Origin of the sequence: Janthinobacterium sp. GW458P (assembly GCF_002127585.1) — a bacterium.
In the GTDB taxonomy this organism is placed as follows: domain Bacteria; phylum Pseudomonadota; class Gammaproteobacteria; order Burkholderiales; family Burkholderiaceae_D; genus Janthinobacterium.
This window is the reverse complement of the sequence record NZ_NEGZ01000010.1, coordinates 1-21,463: the sequence shown is the minus strand read 5'-3', so window position 1 is coordinate 21,463 and position 21,463 is coordinate 1. Positions and strand designations below refer to the sequence as shown.

18 protein-coding genes are annotated in these 21,463 nt (G+C 61.4%); 14 read left to right on the top strand and 4 right to left on the bottom strand.

What is annotated here, in order from left to right:
* Window positions 1-78: 78 nt before the first annotated feature.
* From tssE to CBW50_RS08785, 14 genes are all read left to right on the top strand, one after another.
* Complete coding sequence (gene tssE / locus CBW50_RS08840) at window positions 79-567, top strand: type VI secretion system baseplate subunit TssE (protein WP_086145194.1); 489 nt, start codon at window positions 79-81, stop codon at window positions 565-567.
* Between the two features lie 2 nt (window positions 568-569).
* Window positions 570-2,414 carry a type VI secretion system baseplate subunit TssF gene (gene tssF / locus CBW50_RS08835; protein ID WP_086145193.1) on the top strand — a complete coding sequence of 615 codons (1,845 nt, stop codon included), beginning with the start codon at window positions 570-572 and terminating at the stop codon, window positions 2,412-2,414.
* Window positions 2,378-3,472: a type VI secretion system baseplate subunit TssG gene (gene tssG, locus CBW50_RS08830; protein ID WP_086145192.1), complete on the top strand. Its 1,095-nt coding sequence runs from the start codon at window positions 2,378-2,380 to the stop codon at window positions 3,470-3,472. Before tssF ends, tssG begins: the two co-directional genes overlap by 37 nt.
* Before the next feature lie 46 nt (window positions 3,473-3,518).
* Window positions 3,519-6,206: a type VI secretion system ATPase TssH gene (tssH, locus tag CBW50_RS08825; RefSeq protein WP_086145191.1), complete on the top strand. Its 2,688-nt coding sequence runs from the start codon at window positions 3,519-3,521 to the stop codon at window positions 6,204-6,206.
* A 15-nt stretch (window positions 6,207-6,221) separates the two neighbouring features.
* Window positions 6,222-8,759: a type VI secretion system Vgr family protein gene (locus CBW50_RS08820; protein ID WP_086145190.1), complete on the top strand. Its 2,538-nt coding sequence runs from the start codon at window positions 6,222-6,224 to the stop codon at window positions 8,757-8,759.
* Between the two features lie 37 nt (window positions 8,760-8,796).
* On the top strand, window positions 8,797-9,045 hold the full coding sequence (locus CBW50_RS29310; RefSeq protein WP_143450787.1) for a hypothetical protein: 249 nt from the start codon (window positions 8,797-8,799) through the stop codon (window positions 9,043-9,045).
* A complete protein-coding gene (locus tag CBW50_RS08815) occupies window positions 9,042-9,956 on the top strand; it encodes a DUF4123 domain-containing protein (protein ID WP_157792404.1) in 915 nt (304 codons plus the stop codon). The genes CBW50_RS29310 and CBW50_RS08815 overlap by 4 nt, the downstream gene beginning before the upstream one ends.
* Window positions 9,953-10,429 (top strand): hypothetical protein, encoded by a 477-nt coding sequence (locus CBW50_RS08810; protein WP_086145188.1) that lies wholly within the window; start codon window positions 9,953-9,955, stop codon window positions 10,427-10,429. The genes CBW50_RS08815 and CBW50_RS08810 overlap by 4 nt, the downstream gene beginning before the upstream one ends.
* Before the next feature lie 317 nt (window positions 10,430-10,746).
* Complete coding sequence (locus tag CBW50_RS08805) at window positions 10,747-11,253, top strand: hypothetical protein (RefSeq protein ID WP_139842449.1); 507 nt, start codon at window positions 10,747-10,749, stop codon at window positions 11,251-11,253.
* 83 nt (window positions 11,254-11,336) lie between these two features.
* On the top strand, window positions 11,337-11,840 hold the full coding sequence (locus CBW50_RS28735) for a hypothetical protein (protein ID WP_139842448.1): 504 nt from the start codon (window positions 11,337-11,339) through the stop codon (window positions 11,838-11,840).
* Between the two features lies 1 nt (window position 11,841).
* Window positions 11,842-13,944 (top strand): DUF2235 domain-containing protein, encoded by a 2,103-nt coding sequence (locus CBW50_RS08800; RefSeq protein WP_172404716.1) that lies wholly within the window; start codon window positions 11,842-11,844, stop codon window positions 13,942-13,944.
* A gap of 1 nt (window position 13,945) precedes the next feature.
* Window positions 13,946-14,212, top strand: coding sequence for a PAAR domain-containing protein (locus CBW50_RS08795; RefSeq protein ID WP_086145185.1), 267 nt, complete (start codon window positions 13,946-13,948; stop codon window positions 14,210-14,212).
* Window positions 14,213-14,219: 7 nt separating this feature from the next.
* Complete coding sequence (locus tag CBW50_RS08790; RefSeq protein WP_139842446.1) at window positions 14,220-15,560, top strand: hypothetical protein; 1,341 nt, start codon at window positions 14,220-14,222, stop codon at window positions 15,558-15,560.
* A 129-nt stretch (window positions 15,561-15,689) separates the two neighbouring features.
* Window positions 15,690-16,190, top strand: a complete 501-nt coding sequence (locus CBW50_RS08785) for a DUF3304 domain-containing protein (RefSeq protein ID WP_086145183.1) — start codon at window positions 15,690-15,692, stop codon at window positions 16,188-16,190.
* A gap of 267 nt (window positions 16,191-16,457) precedes the next feature.
* On the opposite strand, the gene tssA is transcribed toward CBW50_RS08785, so the two are convergent.
* From tssA to CBW50_RS08765, 4 genes are all read right to left on the bottom strand, one after another.
* On the bottom strand, window positions 16,458-17,498 hold the full coding sequence (gene tssA, locus CBW50_RS08780) for a type VI secretion system protein TssA (RefSeq protein ID WP_086145182.1): 1,041 nt from the start codon (window positions 17,496-17,498) through the stop codon (window positions 16,458-16,460).
* 19 nt (window positions 17,499-17,517) lie between these two features.
* Window positions 17,518-18,336, bottom strand: a complete 819-nt coding sequence (locus tag CBW50_RS08775; RefSeq protein WP_086145181.1) for an OmpA family protein — start codon at window positions 18,334-18,336, stop codon at window positions 17,518-17,520.
* 2 nt (window positions 18,337-18,338) lie between these two features.
* The gene (gene tagF / locus CBW50_RS08770) at window positions 18,339-19,319 is read right to left on the bottom strand and encodes a type VI secretion system-associated protein TagF (RefSeq protein WP_086145180.1); all 981 of its coding nucleotides are present in this window, start codon (window positions 19,317-19,319) and stop codon (window positions 18,339-18,341) included.
* On the bottom strand, window positions 19,316-21,463 hold a 2,148-nt coding region (locus CBW50_RS08765), incomplete at its 5' end, for an ImcF-related family protein (protein WP_301178802.1). The genes CBW50_RS08765 and tagF, both read right to left, overlap by 4 nt.

Here is a 21,463-nt window from a genome sequence, read left to right as displayed (position 1 = left end):
TGTGACTGATTCTCCCGAATCAAAGGGCCGCCGCGGGCCGCCCTTTTGTTCCTTCCTATTGCCAACCACAGGATACCGATGAAGGGTTTTACGCCGGGATTGTTCGACCGCCTGATGGACATGCCTGTCCAGGGCGCTTCCAGCAGCACCGTCTCACGCCTGTCGCTGGAAGATTTGAAAGACACCGTGGCGCGCGACCTGGAGGCGCTGCTCAACACGCGCACCGTGATACCGGAAGCGCTGCTGAAAAAATTTCCCGAATGCGGCCGCTCGATCGTCACTTACGGCCTCAATGATTTCGCCGGCCTGAGCTTGTCGAGTTCCGACGACCGCGCATATATCTGCCAGTGCCTGGAAAAAGCCATTGCGCGCCATGAGCCGCGCCTGCGCAGTGTGCGCGCATCGCTGGAAATCCAGGAAGGCTCGATCAACCGCCTCAATTTTGCCATCACCGCGCTGTTGGTGGTGCACTCGGCGCAGGAACCCGTCAACTTCGACGCCATCCTGCAGCCGTCAAGCCTGCATTACACGATCAGCAAGGCGCGCCGTGCGGCGCAAGGAGCCTGAACTTGGAAGATTTGTTACCGTATTACGAACGCGAGCTGGGTTTCCTGCGCCGCTATTCGCGCGAGTTTTCCGAGCGCTACCCGAAGATCGCTGGCCGCCTGCTGATCGGCGGCGAAGTCTGTGAAGACCCGCATATCGAGCGCATGATCCAGTCCTTCGCATTGCTCAACTCGCGCATCTCGAAACGCCTCGATGACGATTACCCGGAATTCACCGAGGCGCTGTTCGAGGTGCTGTATCCGCATTACCTGCGGCCTTTCCCTTCGTGCTCGATTGCGCGCCTCGACTACAGCGGCGCGGCGGCGCAGCTGACGGCCGCCACCGAGATTGCGCGCGGCACCGAACTGGCGACGCGCCCCGTCAAGGGCGTCGCGTGCACTTTCCGCACCGCTTATCCCGTCACCGTGGCGCCGCTGGCGCTGACGCAGGCGGCGTTTGCCGCCATCATCGACGCGCCCGAGCAGGTACAACTGCCGCCCGCTGCCACCTCCAGCATTAGCATCGTCATCGAAGCGACCGCCGAACAGATCAGTCTGGCGCAACTGGGCGTGGCGAAGCTGCGCGTGTTCATCGACGGCGAACCCTCGTTTTGCGCGGCGCTGCGCGACGCGCTGTTCATGCGCACGGTCAAGGCCTACGTGGAAGCCGACAACAACGGCCGCTGGAGCGCGCTGCAACAGATCCCTGTCAGCACCGCCGGTTATGCCGAAGATGACGCGCTGATCCCGTTTTCGGCCCGCTCCCATCCGGCCTACCGGCTGCTGACCGAATACTTCTGCTTTCCCGAAAAATTCAACTTTTTCGATATCGACCTGGCCGCGCTGTGCGCGCCGCTGCCGTCCGGCTGCCGGCGCATCACGCTGCACCTGGCTCTGGCAGGCCTGCGCACCGATTCGAATACGGCGCGCATGCTGGGCACCATGTCGACGAATAACCTGCTGCTGGGCTGCACGCCGGTGGTTAACCTGTTCCGCCAGCGCGGCGAGCCGATCCGGCTGACGCACACGGCCGCCAGCTATCCTGTGCTGGCCGATGCACGCCGCGCCTACGCCTTCGAGGTGCACGCAATCGAATCGGTGAAGCTGGTGCGCCAGACGCCGCAAGGGGAGTCGGTCACCGAATTTCGCCCCTTCTATTCGCTGCGCCATGGCCAGACACCGGCCAGGGACGGCCATTACTGGGTGATGCGGCGCGATGACGCCATCAGCGAAAAAAGCCCCGGCTACGAGACCGAGATTTCCATCGTCGATATCGACTTCGACCCGGCCGCCATCGAAACCGACACCCTGAGCCTGGAGCTGAGCTGTACCAACCGCGACCTGCCGGCGCAACTCACCTATGGCCTGCGCGGCGGCGACCTGTTCCTGGAAGGCGGATCGAGCGTGCGCAGCATCAGCTTCCTGCGCAAGCCGACCGAGTCGCACCGCTTTGAGCGGGGCCGCGGTGCACACTGGCGCCTGATCTCGCACCTGTCGCTGAACCATCTGTCGCTGTCGGGCAGCGGCCTGGAAGCGTTCCAGGAAATGCTGACCCTGTATGACTTGCCCCGTTCGGCGACCTCGCAACGGCAGATCAGCGGCATTGCGGCGATCGACCACAAGGCGGCCAATGCCTGGCTGCCCGGCAATCCCTTCGCCTGCCTGGTGCGTGGCATCGAAGTGCGGCTGACGCTGGACGAAGAAGCTTTTGTCGGTAGCGGTATCCATGCGTTTGCCCATATCGTCGAGTGTTTTCTCGGCCTGTACGTGCATGCCAACAGTTTCACGCAACTGGTGGTGCTGTCGAAAAAATCGGGAGAGGAGCTATTGCGATGCAAACCACGCAGCGGCGATTTGAGCCTAGTGTAATCGAGCGCCTGTTCGCCGAGCCTTACCGCTTCCAGTACTTCCAGGCCGTGCGCATGCTCGAGCTCTGGCTGGCCCGCAACGGCATGGCGCGCGAAGGCGCGGTGGCCAATTTCCTGCGCTTTCAAAATTCGGTGTCGCTCAATTTCGCGCCCAGCCAGCTCGAAGCCGTGCAGACCGAACCGCGCGAGCTGGGCGCCTTGGCAACCGACATGCGCGCGCTGGGCGAGGCCGTACGGCGCGCCGAGCTGAAATACGTCCGCATCACGCCGGCCTTCATGGGTTTTCTCGGCGTGTCCGGCGCGCTGCCGGCCCATTACACGGAACGCATCGCCGCGCACCAGCTGTACGAAAAAGACGAGGGGCCGCGCGCCTTTCTCGACACGTTTTCCAACCGCGCGCTGGCGCTGTTCTACGAAGCGTGGCGCAAGTACCGCCTGGAGCTCAAGTACCAGCTCGATGGCAAGGACAAGTTCCTGCCGCTGCTGCTGTCGCTGGCGGGCCTGGGCCATGAGTCGCTGCGCCGGCGCCTGTACGACGATGGCGATGGCGTGCTCGACGAGTCGGTGGGATTTTTTGTCGCCGCCATGCGGCACCGGCCGCCATCGGCGGTGGCGATGGGCCAGGTATTGTCCGCGTATTTCGGCCAGCCGATCAAGGTGATCCAGTTCGTCGGCTGCTGGTACGACGTGCCGCGCGACCAGCAAAGCAGCCTGGGCGGCATGAACGCCATGCTCGGTTCGACCGCGCTGGTCGGCGCTCGCGTCTGGCAGCGCGATCTGCGCATGCGGCTGGTGGTCGGCCCGCTGGCGCGCGTCCATTTCGACGCCTTCCTGCCGGGCGGGCCGGCGGCGCGCGCGCTGGAAAAAATGCTCACCATGTTTACCGGCCTGTGCCTCGAATACGAAGTGCAGCTGGTACTGCGCGCCGACGACGTGCATGGCGTCACGCTGGAGCAGCCGCGCAGCGGCGGGCGGCTCGGCTGGGACAGTTTCCTGATCACCGCCGGCGCCGCGCAGGACCGCGGCGACGTGCGCTACGAACTCCATGCGCTGGCATGAACCATCTTCTTTTTTTTATCCGCTTCCAAACAAGGACCTTCGCCCCATGAGCATCAACCTCAAGACGCTGATCAGCAAGCTCAATGACACCAGCCGCACCGCCGCCACCCGCGCCGCCGGCATCTGCGTCGGCCTCGGGCAATACGAGGTCGACCTGGAACATCTGTTCCTGGCCCTGCTGGAGCAGCCGGCCAGCGACTTCGCGCTGATCGCCCGCCACAGCGGCATCAGCGTCAACATGCTCGAAGCGGACCTGCAGGCCGAAGTAGCGCGCCTGCAGACCGGCAATGCGCGCACCCCCGTGTTTTCGTCCAGGCTGCCGAAGCTGTTTGAGCACGCCTGGCTGATCGCCTCGCTCGACGTGCAGGCCGGCCGCCTGGCCAGCATCCGCAGCGCCCATCTGCTGCAGGCGCTGCTGACCGATCCGGAACTGGCGCAGCTGGCGTACCGCGGCTCGAAACTGTTCAACAAATTCAAGCTCGACGACTTGAAACATAATCTCGACAAAATCACGCAAGGCTCGCAGGAGGCGGCCGGCGCCCCGGCTGCCGATGGCGAGGCGGGGGAGGGCGGCGAGGGAGGAGGAGACCCCGTCGGCGAACTCGAAGGGCGCGCGGCCGCATCGAAAACCCCGGCGCTGGACCAGTTCACCACCAAGCTGACGGCGCGCGCGCGCGACGGCAAGGTCGACCCGGTGATCGGGCGCGATGCCGAGATCCGCCAGACGATCGATATCCTCATGCGCCGCCGCCAGAACAACCCCATCCTGACGGGCGAGGCGGGCGTCGGCAAGACGGCCGTGGTCGAAGGTCTGGCACTGCGCATCGCGCAAGACGACGTGCCCGACGTGCTGAAGGGCGTCGAGATTCATACGCTGGACATGGGCCTGCTGCAGGCCGGCGCCAGCGTCAAGGGCGAGTTCGAGAACCGTCTGAAAAACGTCATCGACGAAGTCAAGAAAAGCCCGCACGCCATCATCCTGTTCATCGACGAAGCGCACACCATGATCGGCGCCGGCGGCACGGCCGGCCAGAACGACGCGGCCAACCTGCTCAAGCCGGCCTTGGCGCGCGGCGAGCTGCGCACGATTGCCGCCACCACCTGGGGCGAATACAAGAAGTATTTTGAAAAGGACGCCGCGCTGGCGCGCCGCTTTCAGGTCGTCAAGATCGAAGAACCGAGCGAAGAACTGGCCTGCGCCATGTTGCGCGGCATGGCGCCGCTGATGGAAAAGCATTTCAATGTGCGTGTCTACGACGAAGCCATCACCGAAGCGGTACGCCTGTCGCACAGGTACATCTCGGGCCGCCAGCTGCCCGACAAAGCCATCAGCGTGCTCGATACCGCCTGCGCCAAGGTGGCGCTGGGCCAGAACGCCACGCCGGCCCTGCTGGAAAACCTGGTCAAAGAGCTTGACCGCATCGACGCCGAAGTCGCGACGCTCGAGCGCGAGGAAAGGGGCGGCGGGAACCACCCGGCGCGCCTGACAGACTTGCGCGCACAGCGCAGCGGCGCCGCCGGCGAGCATGCGGCGCTGGCCGCGCGCTGGGAAAGCGAAAAGGCGCTGACGGAGAAAATCAAGGCGGCGCGCCAGGAGCTGGAAAGCGCCGGCGCCGGCCAGGCAGGCACGAAACCGGATGCAAGCCAGGCGGGCGACCTGCAGGCCTTGCTCAAGGACTTGCGCGCCTTACAGGGCGAAACGCCGATGGTGCCGGTGCAGGTCGACGGCCACGTGGTGGCGGAAATCGTCGCCGGCTGGACCGGCATCCCGCTCGGCAAGATGGTCAAGGATGAAATCCGCACGGTATTGAAACTGAAGGACATGCTGGAAGAGCGCGTGCTGGGCCAGTCGCATGCGATCGAGGCGGTGGCGCAGCGCGTGCGCACCTCGCGCGCCAACCTCGATGACCCGAACAAGCCGAAGGGCGTGTTCCTGTTCGTCGGCCCGTCCGGCGTGGGCAAGACGGAAACGGCGCTGGCGCTGGCCGACGTGCTGTATGGCGGCGAGCGCAAGCTGATCACCATCAACATGAGCGAATACCAGGAAGCGCACAGCGTGTCGGGCCTGAAAGGCTCGCCGCCCGGCTATGTCGGCTATGGCGAAGGCGGCGTGCTGACCGAGGCCGTGCGGCGCAACCCGTACAGCGTGGTGCTGCTCGACGAAGTGGAAAAAGCCCACCCGGACGTGCTCGAACTGTTCTTCCAGGTCTTCGACAAGGGCGTGATGGAGGATGCCGAAGGGCGCGAGATCGACTTTAAAAATACCATCATCATCCTGACCTCGAACGTCGGTTCGAGCATCCTGATGCAGGCCTGCCTGAACGTGGCGGCGCCAGACCTGCCGACGCCGGAACAGCTGGAGGAAAAGCTCCGCCCGCAACTGGTCAAGACCTTCAAACCGGCCTTCCTTGGGCGCTTGAAAGTGATCCCGTTCTATCCGATCTCGGACGATGTGCTGGTCAATATCATCGGCCTGAAACTGGGCAAGATCGCCCGGCGCATCGCGGCCAATCACAAGGCCGAATTCAGCCACGACGAAGCGCTGGTCGAGGCCGTGCTGGCGCGCTGCACCGAAGTCGATTCGGGCGCGCGCAATGTCGACAATATCCTCAACGGCACCGTGCTGCCCGAGATCGCCGAGTCGGTGCTGGCCAAAATGGCCGAAGGCGCCGCGATCACGAAAATCAAGGTCAGCGCCAGCAAGCAGGGGCAGTTCAAGTACACCATCAAGTAGAAGGAGCCGTATTTCATGGCTGAGTTGCAACAGGAACTGGAAAACATGTTCGCGGGAATGGGCCAGCACGCCAGGCTGCTCAAGCTGGACACGCCGCTGGGAGCCGACGTCCTGCTGGCGCAGCGCGTCCATGCGGTGGACCGCGTGAGCCAGGGATACGACTATATCGTCGATCTGCTGTCGCTCGACGAGGCGCTGGAACTCAAGCAGCTGATCGCCCAGGAAGTGACCTTGTGGGTACTGCAGCCGGACGCCAGCTACCAGCCCGTCCACGGTTACGTACACACGGCCAGGAAGCTGGGCAGCGACGGGCAGCTGTCGGTCTACCAGATTGCTTTTGCCAGCTGCCTGCATTTCCTAAAGTTCCGCAAGGACGCGCGCATCTGGCAGAACAAGGGCGCCGACGACATCATCGCCGACGTGCTGGGCGGCCATCCGCAATGCCAGGGCAAGTTCAGGTTCGACCTGAACCAGGCGGTGCGCCAGCGCTCGTATTGCACGCAGTACGAGACGGACTGGCAATTTGTCATGCGCATGCTGGAAAGCGAAGGCTGGTACGGCTATGTCGAACAGGCGGCCGATGGCAGCGGCCATCAGTGGATCATCACCGATTCGGTGCAATCGCTCAAGCCGCTGCAGCCCGGGCAGATCGCCTTTCACCGTGCCGATGCCACCGAGGAACTGGACAAGATCGTCCAGTGGGGCGGCGCCCGCACGCTGTCGAACAGTCAGCTGGCGACCCGCACCTACGACTACAAGGCGCCTCGCAGCGGTCAGCAGAATGCCGTGCAGATCTTGCCAGGGCACGGCAGTATTCCGTCGCAGCTCGAGGTCTATGAATATACGGGCGCCTACAGCAGCGCCGACACCGAGCACGGCGCGGAACAATCGCGCATCCGGGTGCAGGAGTGGGAATCGCGCATCAAGCGGTTTTTTGGCACCTCGGGCGTGCGCCGGCTGCCGGTAGGCTGCTGGTTTACCTTGCTCGACCATCCGGCCCACGCCGAGGAGGCGGCCGAGGAGCGCCAGTTCGTCGTGCTGGACGTGGAATGGGCGATCGAAAACAACCTGCCGCTGTCAGGCATGCAACAGGATTTTTCGGGCAGCCTGCAAGGCCGTCTGCTGCAGTTCAAGGAAGAGGCGGGCCTGAAGTGCGCCGGCCTGGCCCAGCCCGGCGCCGGCGATGAGCGCACCGGCCACTGCTTCAACCGCTTCGAAGTGCAGCGCCGCAGCGTGGAATACCGCAGCGCCTGCGTGCACGCCAAGCCGGCCATGCATCCGCAGACGGCCACCGTGGTCGGTCCGGCCGGCGAGGAAATCCATACCGATGCGCTGAACCGCGTGAAGGTGCGCTTCCACTGGGATCGCCTCAATCCCGGCGACGAAAAGGCCTCGTGCTGGGTGCGCGTCAGCTATCCGAATGCCGGCGAGGGATATGGTGCCGTGCATGTGCCGCGCGTCGGCCAGGAAGTGATCATCACCTTCCTGGACGGCGACGTGGACCGGCCCATCATCACGGGCCGCATCTACAACGGCGAACAAGCGCCGCAATGGCATACCGATGGACGCATGTCGGGCTACAAATCGAAGGAATACAAGGGCGCCGGCTTCAACCAGCTGGTGATGGACGACAACACCGAGCAGAACCGGGTGCAGCTGTACAGCAGCAATACCCATGCGCAGCTGAACCTGGGCTATCTGGTAGGGCAGCAGGGCAATCAGCGCGACGGCTTTTTCGGTTCCGGCTTCGCCCTCAATTCGGATGCGTATGGCGCCATCACCACGCAAAAGGGACTGTACATCAGCACCTATGGCCGGCCCGGCGGGCGCGGCTCCCAGCTCGACGTGCGCGAGGCATACGATCAGCTGACGCAGGCGCACGAGCTGGCGCAAAATCTGTCGGACGTGGCGGAAAAGTCCAGTGCCGAGGCACTGCCGGGGCAGCAGGCGTTCCAGCAATTCATCGACGCGACCCAGGCGCAATACGACGGCGCCGGCCAGCAGGGCGCCAACCGCTTCGCCGAACCGGTGCTGCTGGCGGCGTCGCCGGCCGGCATCGGCCTCGCCACGCCGAAGAGCACGCATCTGCACAGCGGCGAGCAGGTCACCATGTCGTCGGGCGAGGATATCAATTTGGCTGTCGGCAAGAGCCTGATCGCCAGCGTCAAGGAGAAAATCAGCCTGTTTGCCTACAACGCGGGCATCAAGCTGTTCGCCGCAAAAGGAAAGGTCGAGATCCAGGCCCACGGCGGCGACATCGACATCATCGCCCAAAAAGTATTGCGCCTGCTGTCAGCCACCGACCGCATCGAAATTTTCGCCAAGAAGGAGATCATTCTCGGCGCCGATGGCTCGGCCATCAGGATCAACGGCGCGGGCATCACCGACATGACGAGCGGCCAGCGCATCAGCCATAACGCCGACTTCTCGATGCCCGGCCCGAAGACCATGCCGTATGCGCTGCCGGTGCTGCCCATGGAAGTCTGCATGGAATGCCTGAAAAAGCGCGCAAAACAGCGTACGGCCTTCGTCAACAAAGGATCGCAACGATGACATTTTCATCGCTGGAATACATAAAGGATAGAACATCATGAGGCACGACAAACGAGATATGTCCGGCAAGTCATTGCAGCCACTGCTGTCAGGCCGGCGCAGTGTGCTGGGCTTGATAGGACTGGGTGTGATGATGCCGCTTGCGGCTTTCGGACAAAAAAATAAAACCACGAAAAAGGCGGCCGCGGCGCGTGGCGCGGTACGGTCGCAGGGAGTCTGCAAGGAATGCCTGCAAAAGCGCGCAAAACAGCGCTCCGCCTTCGTCAACAAAGGACCTCAACGATGAAATTTTTACCTCTGGATCAGGCTTCGTTTGAAGCAAACCTGGCAAGTGCGCTCGACAATCGTGAACTGAGCTGTTATGCCATTGTCGACCAGGCGCAGGACGGCACGCTGCTGGCGCGCTTTGAAAAAGAGCAGATCAGCATGCGCAGCAAGTGCCTGCTGCCAGCGGCGCTCGGATCCGACACGGAAGCGTACGCGCCCCATCTGGTGGCGTTGTCGCCACTGGCCGCCGATATCGAAACGTGGCCGGAAATCGCGCAAGGCGCCGCCAGCCATCCCGCCAGCCTTACGCTGCTGGCAAGTACTGATGATTTCGACACGCTGTGGGAAAGCCTGGCGGCGTTTACCGAGATACTGCTGCCGGACGGCACCGACATGATTTTTGCCTTCTGGGACCCGGCCATCCTGGGCACCCTGATGGGACAGAAAAGCGACCTGACTTTGCACGTAGGCGTGCCGGCGCTGACCGTTTCCCAGCGCGAGCGCCTGCTGCAGGGCATACAGGCATGGTGGTACTGGGACCGCGAAGGCCATCCGCAGCAGATACTGCCAGGCGAAAACGACAACGGTCTGCCGCCCCATCAGGTGACCTTGCCGCTCAAGCTGGCCCAGGTGCAGGTCGACATGCTGGTCGAAGCGGGCATGCCGGACCAGCTTTTGTCGATGCTGCAGGAGAACCAGCCGCAGCTGCTGATGGATATTCCACGCGCGCAGCACTACCGTCTCGTGCAAAAACACCTGTTGGCCGCCCGCAAACTGAAGCTGTCCGGCATGCGCGACATTCTGAACTACATCTGCGCCGCCTTGATCTACGGCGACAAGCTCCAGACCAACCCGGCCATTGCGTCACTGCTGGCGCAGGTCAAGGCTGGCGACATCAGCTTTGAAGCCGCCATGGACCAGTTTCCATGAGTATCTGGAAACAAGAAGCAAGGACGCCAGGCCGTCGGCTGGCGCTCGGATTGATCGCGTGCGGTTTGATACTGCCGCTGGCGGCGTGCGGGCAAGCGGTAAGGAAAGAGATATGGCTGAATGTGGAGGTTATCTCTTATATTGATCATGTCATTACCAACATTTCTTTTAACGGTACGCCCCTGGGTGTGATGAATCGGTATGGTGCTACGGGAACTATTGCTGGTGTCCAGATCCCGTTCGGCGTTCAGGCATTGCATTGGGAGTTGGATGGGCCAAGGGGTACTCCGCGCATTGGCGAGGTGGTGACCGCTAAGGGGCCGCTGGTGATTTCTCCGGAACAGATACCACCAGGAACGCGCTATCTTGGCATACATCTTTACCCCGACGATACGGTCGAGTTCACCTTTGCTGAAGGCATACCAGAACTAACAGCCAGAGGCCAAAAAATTCTTGCTGACAGAAAGAAATAGTATGGGTGCAAGGGTGCAAGGGTGCAGGAACGCGGCAACTCAAAAATTGGCACCTTCGCCGCGAAGCAGGCGTCACGCCACCAGGGTGATTGCACTGGGCTGGCAATCTCGCTGGTGGACTGCGGTAATGTCTTGCGGAAAGAAATTGGCTGACGTGGAGATGTTTTCTTACCTAGGCAAGCTGATACATGAAACAGGGCGGTAGGTATCCACGCCTCCAGCTGTGATATCGCAGCGGTGAAAAACGGCGCGAGACCGCGTTGAAATGATAGCTAGCAGCACACTTGGTCACACACACAGAATAAAGGAGAAACATCATGAGAGGCGGCGAACGAGATTTGGTTATTCATAGGTCACAACTATTGCTATCAAGTCGGCGGAGTGCCATCGGCTTGATAGGTTTGGGTTTGATGATGCCGCTTGCGGCTTGTGGGCAAGGAAAGAAAACAATGCAAAAAGAAACAACACTCCATGTAGAAGTGTTCTCCTACGTTGATCAGGTCATTACCGACATTTCTTTTAATGGAACAGGCTTGGGTGTGATGAATAGGTATGGTGGCACGGGAACGATTACTGACGTTTACATTCCGTTCGGGAATCAGATATTGAAATGGACATTGGACGGGCCGGAGGGAACACCGCGCAATGGCGAGCGTATGACCCCAAAGAATCAACTTGTCATTTCACCGGAGCAGATACCGCCGGGAACGCGTTATCTCGGCATACATGTTTATCCCGATGATACGGTTGAGTTCACCTTTGCGGAAGGCATACCAGAGCGAACCGCCAGAGGCAAAAAAATTTTTGCGGCTAAGAAGAAATAGTATTCGTGATAAAACCACTATAGCTGACGCTGAAATAAAGGGAGCCGCGTAACTCAGTGATAGACATAAAATGGGGAAATTTCATGGAGTATGATAGAAATCGTATTTTTAAAAATAAAAAAATTCAATCAATTATATGCCGTCGAAGCATGCTTGGTTTTTTGGGATTGCTTCTATTAATCCCGCTCTCGGCGTGTGGTCAAGGAGGAGGAAAAATGAAAAAAGAAATAATATTAGATGTAGTTATGTATTCCAACGTGGATAGGGTAATTACTAACATTATTTTTAATGATACAGACTTAGGTGTGATGAATAAATACGGTAGTACCGGAACCGTTGCTGGAGTTGTCATTCCATTCGGCGTTCAAAAGTTGGAGTGGACTCTGGGTGGACCAAAGGGGACGCCGCGAAATGGAGAACTTATGAAAGTTAAGAATGAATTGGTGATTTTCCAAGAGAAAATTCCACCCAGAACCCGTTATCTTGGCCTACATCTTTATCCAGACGATACTGCTGAGATTACATTTCATGAATATCTCCCTGAGATTACAGAACGTGGTAAAAATATTCGTTCGAACAGGAAGTGATATGGATGAATTTGATAAAATAGGTGGTGCCCGTGCTTGTAATCGGGACGTTACTACTGCGAATCCTGGCGCTGCACAGAGTTGTTCTGATGTTGTGAACATCAGTATATTTTTTGATGGGACCGGTAATAATAGGGATGCGGATAAACGACTTCGGAAATGGGCAAATCCGGCGCGGATATGGCGGTCTGCACAGTTTCTTGTAGATGGTGAGAAGCCAAACTACGCTATTTATGTCCCGGGCGTTGGTACCCAGTTCAATGCTACGGCCACAGACTGGATGGATAAATTGCAGGATTCCAGTTTCGCGGGAGGTGGATTGGGTTCCGGTGGAACACGTCGTACAGAGTTTGGGAAAAGTCAAGTCGATGTGCATTTGCGGGCTGCACTTCTGAAAGAGGCGGCTAAACTCAAAGTACCTTTGACGGTCTATCTTCAAGAAGGAAAGCCGGAAAATATCAGTGGCCTCAGTGCTGCGATCGCTGCTCATGGTTTGATTAACATAATTAATATCTCTATCTTTGGTTTTTCACGCGGCGCGGCGCTCGCTCGGGCATTCAGCAACGATATGCTTAAAAAATGTATTACCGGAACAGATGATGTGCTGCGTTACAACGGCGTGCCCATACGCATGAACTTCATGGGGTTATTCGATACGGTCGCCTCATTTGGCTTACCGTCGCTCACCATTGATACGCCATTTAACGAAAAGAATCTCGTGGTATCGCATGCTGTTGAGCGTTGCGTACACTACGTGGCAGCCCATGAGCTACGCTTTTCATTTCCCGTCGATCTGATCAGGAAGAATGGCATGCTCAAGCCTGGTTGGACTGAAACAATCTACCCGGGCGCGCACTCCGACGTGGGAGGTGGATACGAGCCAGAAAACCAGAAAATTTTTAATAACTATGCGCGTATTCCAATGCGCGACATGATGAGCGAGGCCATTAAAAATGGCGTAAGGCTGGTCGCCTACGAAGATGTCTCCAAGTATGACGAAGATATCTTCGAAACGCGTTTTAAGATCAAACCGGAGGTTGAAGCTTCTTACAAGCAATACATGGCAGCAATTGGTGTTCCCGCCACCGTCGAGCAAGCTGTTACGGCTCATATGAAAGCCCTGTATTCCACGTGGGGCACCATGACCAAGCGAAAAATCAAGACGCCGGACCTGATTGAAGCCGAGAGCGCCGCTGGCAGCAAAAAAGGTCATCCCGGCATTGCGCGTGAAGCTGAATTGTTACTGGATTACGCCAAAGCAAAAGATTTTGTCGAGTCGCATATTCTGCCCACGGTATCGGCAGCAACGCTGCAGGTCATCGGCATGAAGTACAGCATGGTCATACGCCCGGAAAAGTGGCGGCTCGATGCCTGGCAAGCGACGGCATCCGATCCCGTACTCAATTTCATCAAATCCGCGGTGCATGATTCCAAGGCCGGCTTCATGGGTGGCATCGAACCATTCAGCTATTTCCGTCCGCGCGGCATGGCCGAGTCGTCGCGCAATGTGCTGGCGCAAGGCTTGGACTGGCTGGACGATACCGTCACTGCCATCAAGAAGGGCGTGATCAAGGTGTACCACCGGGCCGAGGGCGTGGTGATGGAAACCTGGGAAGGCGGCAAGCGGGTGGCCACGCATACGTACAAGGTGGGTGAAAAATTTGTCGTCGAGACCGTGAAGGCGGGCGTCACCTATACGGTGGAGGTGTATCAGAGCGGCAAGCAGGTCGTCATCGCCGCCGCAAAGCGCGGCCAGCAGATGGTCATCACGTCGATTAATGTCGTCAAGAAAGAGGTCAGCGATGCCGCCACGGCCGTGCAGAAAAAGGCCGGCGAGGTGGTGGACGCGACACAGGAGCTGGCGGCCGAGGCCGGACGCAAGGTGCAAAGCGGCGTCAAGCAGGCCAAGGACATGGCCACCGAAGCCGCAGGCAAGGTGCAGCGTGGCGCCAGCCAGGCCCAGGAGATGGCCACGGAGGCCGCACGCAGTGTACAGAGTGGCGCCAGCAAGGCGGCCAAGGCGGTTGGCGACAGCATCGATGCGCAGGCCAAAGCGATCGAAGATGGCTGGAGTGCCTTCCGGCGCAATCAGCTGGGATTCTGACATGGCGCTCGCAATCATCCGGCTCGGCGACAAAACGACCCACGGTGGCGTCGTGGCAAGCGCCTCTCCCGTGCACACGATCCGCGGCATCGGCATCGCCAGGGTGGGCGACATGGTCGCGTGCCCGCTGCCGGGCCATGGCAGCAATCCCATCATCGAAGGCAGCGCCGTCCTCAGTATCGGCGGGCGCAAGGTGGCGCTGCATGGGCATAAAAGCGCTTGCGGCTGCGCGCTGATCGCCAGCCTGCCCGTGGCCACGATAGGGTAGGCGCATCATGAGCGATATTTCTTTGCCACAAGCACCGCCGGTACACCGTCCGCGCCGTCGGCTGGTGTTCAGGATCGTTTTGTGGATACTTGTGCTGGCAATTGTCGGCATTGCCTGGATTGTCCTGCTGGCAAGCGTGGCGCCATCGCGCCTGGATCTGTCAGGCGGGGGCGCGATACTGATGCTCTGCGCGCCGCCCGTTCTGCTGGCCTTTCTAGGCTGGACAGGCCTGCAATTTCTTGCTGCGCCAAAATCCGTGCCCTCCTTGCCTGCAAGTATGTCAGGCTCCGTGCCGTCGCCAGAGGTCGCGCCGGCGCTTCCCGTGCCCCTCGTGCGCTTGCGGATCGGCGCCTGGAGTGCTTTGACGCCGCATGGCGCCGTGACCGAAACGGCCGAAGGCAGCAAGGCGCGCAAGCAGGTCTTCAAGCCCGACAAGGCCATCCTGCACCCGTCCGGCTACCCGGCCCATGCGGGCATCGTCGATCCGCTCGATCTTGCTGCGACGGGACATGCCGCCGGCACGCGCCTGCGTGCGCCGCGCGTCATGGCCATGCTCGCCGCCATTCTTGACGACCTGCATGCGCAGCAAGGCAGCCTGGTTCGCCGCGAAGATGGCCCGGTGAGCGTGTACTGGCTGGCGCCCGATGCGATATCCGGCGACGAGGCGCAGGGCGCCGTCTTTGCAAGGGCCTGGCAGCAGTCGGCCTGGCGTGACATTGCCTATGTCTTGCAGGCGATGCGGGCCGGCGAGGCCCATCTTTTCAGCGTGCTGTCGAGCCTGCAGAGCGGCATCGGCCAGCCTGGCGTTGCCTGCACCATCATCGTCGGTGCCGACAGCTTGCTGGATCCCGAAGAACTCGCGCCTGCGCTGGCGCTGGGGCAGGTGTTTTCCAACAGCGCGCCGCAGGGCTACATTCCTGCCGAAGGCGCGGGCGGCATCGTGCTGTGGAACCCGGACAGGGCCCCGGAGCAGGTGTGGGCAAATGCCGCAATACTGGGACCGGTCAGCATCATGCAGGGCGCCGCGACGCATGCCGCCGTGCGTAGCGTGATGTCCGCTGCAATCACGGCGTCGGGCATGGACGCCGCCGATATCGCGCATGTCGTCAGCGACGCCGATCATCGGCCCCACGCAAGCATGGCGGTGGTGGCCGCCATGCAGCAGGTGCTGGCCGGTCTCGACCCGTTGGAACAGCGGCTGAGCCCCATGGAATCGGCAGGCAGTTTCGGCATCGCAGCGGATCTGGTCCATCTTGCGCTGGCCGTAGAACTGGCCAGTGAAAAGCCGGCGCTGGCGCTCGGCACCACGGGCGGACAGTGCGCTGGCGTCGTGGTAATGCCAGCCTGAGCGGCAAGGGCGCCCACGGCAGACCGTTTGGCAGGCGGGGCTACCACTATAGACAGCTGACTTCTAAGGCGGATTTGATTTTCATTTCAACCTCAGGGTGTATTCGCTCGGGGAATTTCAGGAACTAATATGACAAAAAGACTATTTCCGAGAAATTTACGCAATGTGTTTTTATGTGTTTTCGTGGCCTTTTCAAATATGGCTTGTAGCAAGGAAACGATGACGATTGACGTGAATATGACTGCATATAACCATACCGAGCATGGGGTTGGCGGCTACATCGTGACACTCGAAGACGGATCTTCAGCCGAGGCTGGATACCTGAGCCCAGGTGAAGGCGGTGGAGGAAAAACCTGCTGCCTGTCTATCCCAGCGACATGGACGCCAGGCATGAAAGCGGCGATTGTCATGCATACTGTAAAAAATGGTAAGCCGGTTCGGGTGGAGAAGACTGTCGCTATCCCTCATTACAATTCTTCCGATGCCGACAGGTTTGTCGTCCATTTTCTTCATGATGGAAGTTATAAGATACTTGTAACAAAATATTTGCTGGGACATCGAAAATATCCCCTTGCTGGCAAGGAGGCAGAACTGGAGCCGGGCGTTCCACTGGAAATAATATGGGAATAGAAGGTGTGAAAATAATTCAGGCGTTTTTGTAAAACAGGCACAGCAATGTTGCCAGGCTATGGGATGTGCATCTTGAAGAACTGGCAATAGATTATTTTTTGCAAAAAAGTCAATTTGAAATATGCCTATGCAGAGGCCGAGTGGAAGGCGCGGCTGTTAAAGCACTGGTGCGAGGAAGACCGGGAAAATGTGAAATAAGACTGCGCCAGGCAAAAACCCGAACACCCTGGCGGCAGCAGGCGCGCCGCCAGGGTGTGAGCAGCGGTTTCAGCCATTCTCGGGCGGCTGAACGCCCAGCAACTCTTCGATATGCGCCAGCGAACTGGCGTCCTTGACCACCGAGCGCAGCCAGCTGTGCAAGTCCTGGTCGGCGGCATTGGCGGCCTTGTCGGCAAAATACGAGACGGGGCTGTGCGGCTCGGTGCGGCGGAAGAACTGCGCCACGGCGCGCAATTGCTCGATCGCCTGGGCGCGCGTGGTGACGGCGCCGGGCGGGCCGGACGGGATCGCCGGCATGGCCGGCGCCATCGCGCTTGCGGCAGCGGTTGCGCCGCTCGCCGCGACGGGGACGGCGGCCGGCGCCACATTGGCGGGCATCACGCGCAGCATCGCTTCGACGGCTTCGCGCGCGGTGGAGAAGGCCGGGCTGTCGTTGCCCAGCCGGGCGTCGACGACTCTTTCGAGCTTGCGCAGCGCTTCCAGGCAATCTTGCGCGTCGACGGCGAAGCTGGCGCAGAAAGCGGCCGAGTTGTTGCGCCGCGCCGCTTCCATGTCGGACAACTTGACGCCCTCATGCTGCCTGGTGGAATCGCCCATGCCGGCCTGGCGCCGCGCCGTCTCGAAATCGATGGCGGAAAAGGCGCCGCCCGGGCCGCCCGTGACGGGCACCTCGCGCAGCAGCGCCGGGATGCGCGAGAGTATCCAGCTCAGGTTGCCGATGCGCTGCTCCTGGTCGCCGTCTTCCGCTTCCGGGAACAGGCCCCGGTCCCAGTATTTTTCGCACAGCCCCGCCAGCACCAGCAAGCCTTCGGCCATGCCGCGCAGGTGGTGGCGCTTGGCGCCTGCTTCGGTCAGCCAGACGGCCAGGCGCAGGTCCTTGCTGCTGCCGGCAAGCAGGCCGGCGCAGCTGCGCACGACGAAGTCCCAGTCGGCTTCCTTGAGGTCGGCGACCCATTCGCCCTGGTCGAGCGAGGGGTCGTCGAACTTGCGCGCCAACGTGATGGCGTCGAGTTCGGGCGAAAACGCCAGGTCCATGCCTGCCGGTTGTTCATTGCTGATCGGAAGTAATAACTGTTCGGCTGAAAACATGTGTTCCTCTGATAGATGGTTATTGCGCCATGCGAAATTCAATGCGCCGGTTGCGGGCGCGCCCGTCCACCGTGTCATTGCTGGCGATCGGCCGGTCGGGGCCCTGGCCCGAGGCCGTCAGCAGTTCGCCGTGGATGCCCTTTGATGCCAGGTAGAATTTGACGGCCTCGGCCCGAGCCTGGCTCAGGCTTTGGTTACTGGCGCGCAAGCCCTGGTTGTCGGTATGGCCGATGATTTCCACTTTACGTCCGGCCAGCTTTTGCATGGCTGCCGCCATTTCATCGAGGATGGCGCGCCCCGATGGCGTCAGCATGGTCTTGCCGCTTTCAAATTCGATGGTGCGGTTGGCCAGGGTGGTGTCGAGCACGCCTTGCTCGCTGGCTGACACCCGCAAACCGTTGTTGACGGTGTATGTGGGATTGAGGCTGGTGGCGATATCGCTGGCGATCTTTTGCCGCTGCGCCTCGTTGGCCACTTCGCCGCGCACGCTGACGACGCTGCCGTCGATCTTCAGCTGGCCGCGGCTGATCTGCTTGAGGTTGGGCGACAGCAGCTTTTGCACATAGGCGTTCCAATTGGCGGGCAGCACCACCTGGCCCACCGCGATCTGGTCGACCACCTTGTCGGCGCCATACAGGTCGCGCAGGCGCGCCAGCACGGCGGCCTTGCTTGCTTCGTCGGGCACGGTGCCGCTGGCCAGCACTTGGCCTGGCTGCGGCGTGGCGGCCATGGGTATCGAGATGGAGGCTGGCGCGGGTACAGGCGCCGGCACTTGCGCTGAAGCGGGTATGGCGCTCAGCGCCACGCCGAGGAGGAGAACAATCCGGGATACGCGCATGGTCAGGTTCCGATAAAGGCGGCGCGCAGGGAATCGCGCGCCGATTTGAGCGAGAGGTTGGCTTGCGCCAGATAGGTCGATACTTTCTTGATCGCATAGTCGCTGCCGACCTGTTCCTCGACCCAGTCCAGGTCATCGAACGCGATATGGTGGTCGAGCGCCGCTTGCGGGTTCATCAGCACATGCAGGGTCTGCGCCGAGGCGCCGGAAAAGCCCAGCACCAGCGTCTGGCGGCCGCGCAGCCGGGTGATGAACAGCGCCAGCTCGAAATCGGCGCGCGCCAGGAACGGCGTGATCAGGTGCATCCAGAACGCCGCCACCATGTTGCGGTACAGCGGATCGGCCGGCAGCGGCAATTCCAGGCTTTTTTCCAGCCGGCTGGAACTGCTGGCCATTACCGGCTGCAGCAGCAGGCCCAGCGCCAGCAGCACTTGCCGCACCGTGCCCGTGAAGCCGGTCGGCGCCAACAGCGCGTCGAGTTCGCCCACGGTCTGCATGTCGAGAAAATCGTTGAAGGCGGCTTCATAGGCGGCGGCGCGCAGGTCGACGTCGATGCTGGCATGCGTGGCCGCCTGCAGCGCGCTGCCCGCATCGGGACCGCGCATGTCCTTGCTGAGCGCCTCGCAACGGTTCCACAGGCGCGACAGCACCAGCGGACAGTTGGCGACAAACGCGGCCGGCTGGTCCACTTCCATGGTGCTCATCATCAGGAACGGGAAGCGGCGCGACGAGGCATCGCTGCTGGCGGCGATATGGCCGGCGATGGCGCGCCCCCGGCGCGGGCCGATAAAGGCGAAATGCATGGGCGGCAGCGCATCGTAGGTCAGCTTCCAGCGCGCGTCGGCGCTGAACAGGTCCATCGCCTGCGCCAGCCAGTCGTCGAGGATCTTCAGCAGGGCCGGGTTGTCGCTGGCCTTGACGAAGTCGCCGCGGCTGGGCAGCTTGCCGAAATAGCCGATGGGGGTGGCAGTGGTGCGGTTCATGGCGTGACGGCGGCATTGGCCGCGATGGCGCCGGCAGGGGCTGCCGGCACGGGAGAGTTGACGGCAGGCACACTCTGGGCCACGCTTTCCGGCAGTTTCAGGCCGCGGAAGCCGGCAGCGCCCGACGCGGTGCTCGGCGCGGCGGCCGGCGCCGGCGTGGCGACGATCTTCAGGTTGGCCGCCACGGTCACGCCGCTGTTTTCCCAGCTTAGTTCAAACACGCCGCCATCCTTGCGCTTGCGCTTGGCCGAATCGATCATTTTCTTCAGACCGAAATGCCCAGGTTCGTTGAGCAACACGATCGTGCGGCCTTCCGGCATGATGGCGCTGATGCGCGCGCCGGGCGCGCCTTGCGGATTCGGCCAGACCATATGGACCCAGGGCTGTGGCTGGCCGCGCCAGCGCAGCGCCTGGCCATCGATCTCGATCGTGTACTCGGTGGCGCCGTTGGCGGCCTGCGCCTGCAGGTCGAAACGCGTTTGCGCCTCGCCGGCGCCGGCTGCCGTGGCCACGCCGTTGGCGCTGAGCGGCGCGATCCAGCCGGGGAAGCTGGCCACCACGGACGGCGCCAGGCCGATGCCCATGTTGGCCCAGGTCTTGGCGCTGAGCGCGTCGCCACGGCGCACTACCAGCGGGCCGATGGTGGTATTGAAGAACTTGGCGATGCTGCCTTCCGGTCCGAATACGAGGCCGATGTCTGCATTGCTGGCCTCGCTACCGGAGCCGGGCGAGAACGGATACTTGGGCGCCAGGGTCTTCTGGAATGGTTCGAGCACCTGCGCCAGCCAGACCTTGTTGATTTCCGTCTCGGTCGGTTTGATGATGACGGCGAAGGTTTGCATCAGCGGGCGTACCAGCAGCGGCCGGATCGCCTGTTTTTGCGCGTCGGTCATGCCGGTCAGCATCTGTTCATCCACGTACTTGAGCGCATCGGCCAGTTCCGAGCCGGTACCGTCGAGCGTTTGCTGCATGAACTGCTTGGCGCCGGGGCCCGTATCGCCCTGGTTCTTGATCTGGTTGAAGCGGGCGCGCAGCTTCGATAGCGCTTCCATGTAGCCGCGCATCAGCGAAGCGTCCTTGTCCTTGGTCACCACCAGGCGGGCGACGCCGGAAAACTCGCGGCCCACCGGTCCCATCGGCAAGGCGCCGGCGGCGGGCGCGCCCGTGCCGACGTTGACGTTGATGCCGGAGGGTTTCTGGCGCAGGATGGTTTCCTTGAACCAGCCCATCATGCCGCGCTGGGCGCGCTGCAAGCCCTGGCCCAGCAGCGACGGGTTGTCCCACGAGGTTTCCTTGTACACCGTTTCGATCAGTTTGTTGATCGGCGAGGTTTGCGGGTCGCCGAGCCGGTTCATGGCCGCCGCCGCATTGTCGAAGCCGTTCAACTCGCGGATGCTGACGCCCTGGATGAATTTCTGCCATTCCCTGGCGTAGTCCGTTTTATACAGTTCGACCAGCGCTTTCTGAATCTGCTCGGGGCTGCCTTCGAGGGTCAGGTCGTCATTCGAGGCCGTTTTCAGCACCCAGTCGGCGCTTTGCAGTTCGCGGTTGGCCGCTTCCTGGAAGGCTTGCTGGATGAATTGTTCCCAGGCGTCGCGCGTGAAGGTGCCGGGGATGGCGTAGCTGCCCAGCACCAGTTCCTTGTCCTGCTCGCCGACGATGCGCGCCACCGTCATCGAGGCGAAGCGCGTGGCCGCGCGCGCCTTGACGTCGGCGTACACGCGCTCGCGCGCCGGCATGCCCCGCACCACGCGGCGCAGGCTGTCGCGCGATTGGTCGACCAGCGCCAGCTTGCTGTCGATCCTCGGCCAGGACGGGTCGTTGATCTGCGTCAGATAAAACGAAATCATGCGTTCAGCGCTGCGTATCATCTGCTCGCGCGGCATGCTGCCGCGGTTGCTGTCGAGCCAGACACGCCAGAAACGGGTCAGCTGGTCATTCAGGTGGCTCGCTTCGGCGCGCGACTTGTCGCTCAGCATCAGGTAGGTCTTCAGCGCGTTATACGCGTCTTCCACATTGGATGGCGAGGCATCCTTGAACTGCTGTGCGCCCAGGTTGACGGCGGCGGCCGTGGCTGGCGGCGCGGCGGCAGGGGCGCTGGCCAGGGCCGGCGTCGGCGTGGCCGCCACCGGTGCGGCCAGGGG

Coding starts and splice junctions, on each gene's coding strand:
- CBW50_RS08805 (WP_139842449.1), top strand. CDS start 10,747: ATGAGAGGCGGCGAACGAGATTTGGTTATTCATAGGTCACAACTATTG.
- CBW50_RS08785 (WP_086145183.1), top strand. CDS start 15,690: ATGACAAAAAGACTATTTCCGAGAAATTTACGCAATGTGTTTTTATGT.
- CBW50_RS08795 (WP_086145185.1), top strand. CDS start 13,946: ATGGCGCTCGCAATCATCCGGCTCGGCGACAAAACGACCCACGGTGGC.
- tssE (WP_086145194.1), top strand. CDS start 79: ATGAAGGGTTTTACGCCGGGATTGTTCGACCGCCTGATGGACATGCCT.
- CBW50_RS08815 (WP_157792404.1), top strand. CDS start 9,042: ATGAAATTTTTACCTCTGGATCAGGCTTCGTTTGAAGCAAACCTGGCA.
- CBW50_RS08810 (WP_086145188.1), top strand. CDS start 9,953: ATGAGTATCTGGAAACAAGAAGCAAGGACGCCAGGCCGTCGGCTGGCG.
- CBW50_RS08790 (WP_139842446.1), top strand. CDS start 14,220: ATGAGCGATATTTCTTTGCCACAAGCACCGCCGGTACACCGTCCGCGC.
- CBW50_RS08800 (WP_172404716.1), top strand. CDS start 11,842: ATGGATGAATTTGATAAAATAGGTGGTGCCCGTGCTTGTAATCGGGAC.
- tssH (WP_086145191.1), top strand. CDS start 3,519: ATGAGCATCAACCTCAAGACGCTGATCAGCAAGCTCAATGACACCAGC.
- CBW50_RS29310 (WP_143450787.1), top strand. CDS start 8,797: ATGAGGCACGACAAACGAGATATGTCCGGCAAGTCATTGCAGCCACTG.
- CBW50_RS28735 (WP_139842448.1), top strand. CDS start 11,337: ATGGAGTATGATAGAAATCGTATTTTTAAAAATAAAAAAATTCAATCA.
- tagF (WP_086145180.1), bottom strand. CDS start 19,319: ATGAACCGCACCACTGCCACCCCCATCGGCTATTTCGGCAAGCTGCCC.
- CBW50_RS08775 (WP_086145181.1), bottom strand. CDS start 18,336: ATGCGCGTATCCCGGATTGTTCTCCTCCTCGGCGTGGCGCTGAGCGCC.
- tssG (WP_086145192.1), top strand. CDS start 2,378: ATGCAAACCACGCAGCGGCGATTTGAGCCTAGTGTAATCGAGCGCCTG.
- CBW50_RS08820 (WP_086145190.1), top strand. CDS start 6,222: ATGGCTGAGTTGCAACAGGAACTGGAAAACATGTTCGCGGGAATGGGC.
- tssA (WP_086145182.1), bottom strand. CDS start 17,498: ATGTTTTCAGCCGAACAGTTATTACTTCCGATCAGCAATGAACAACCG.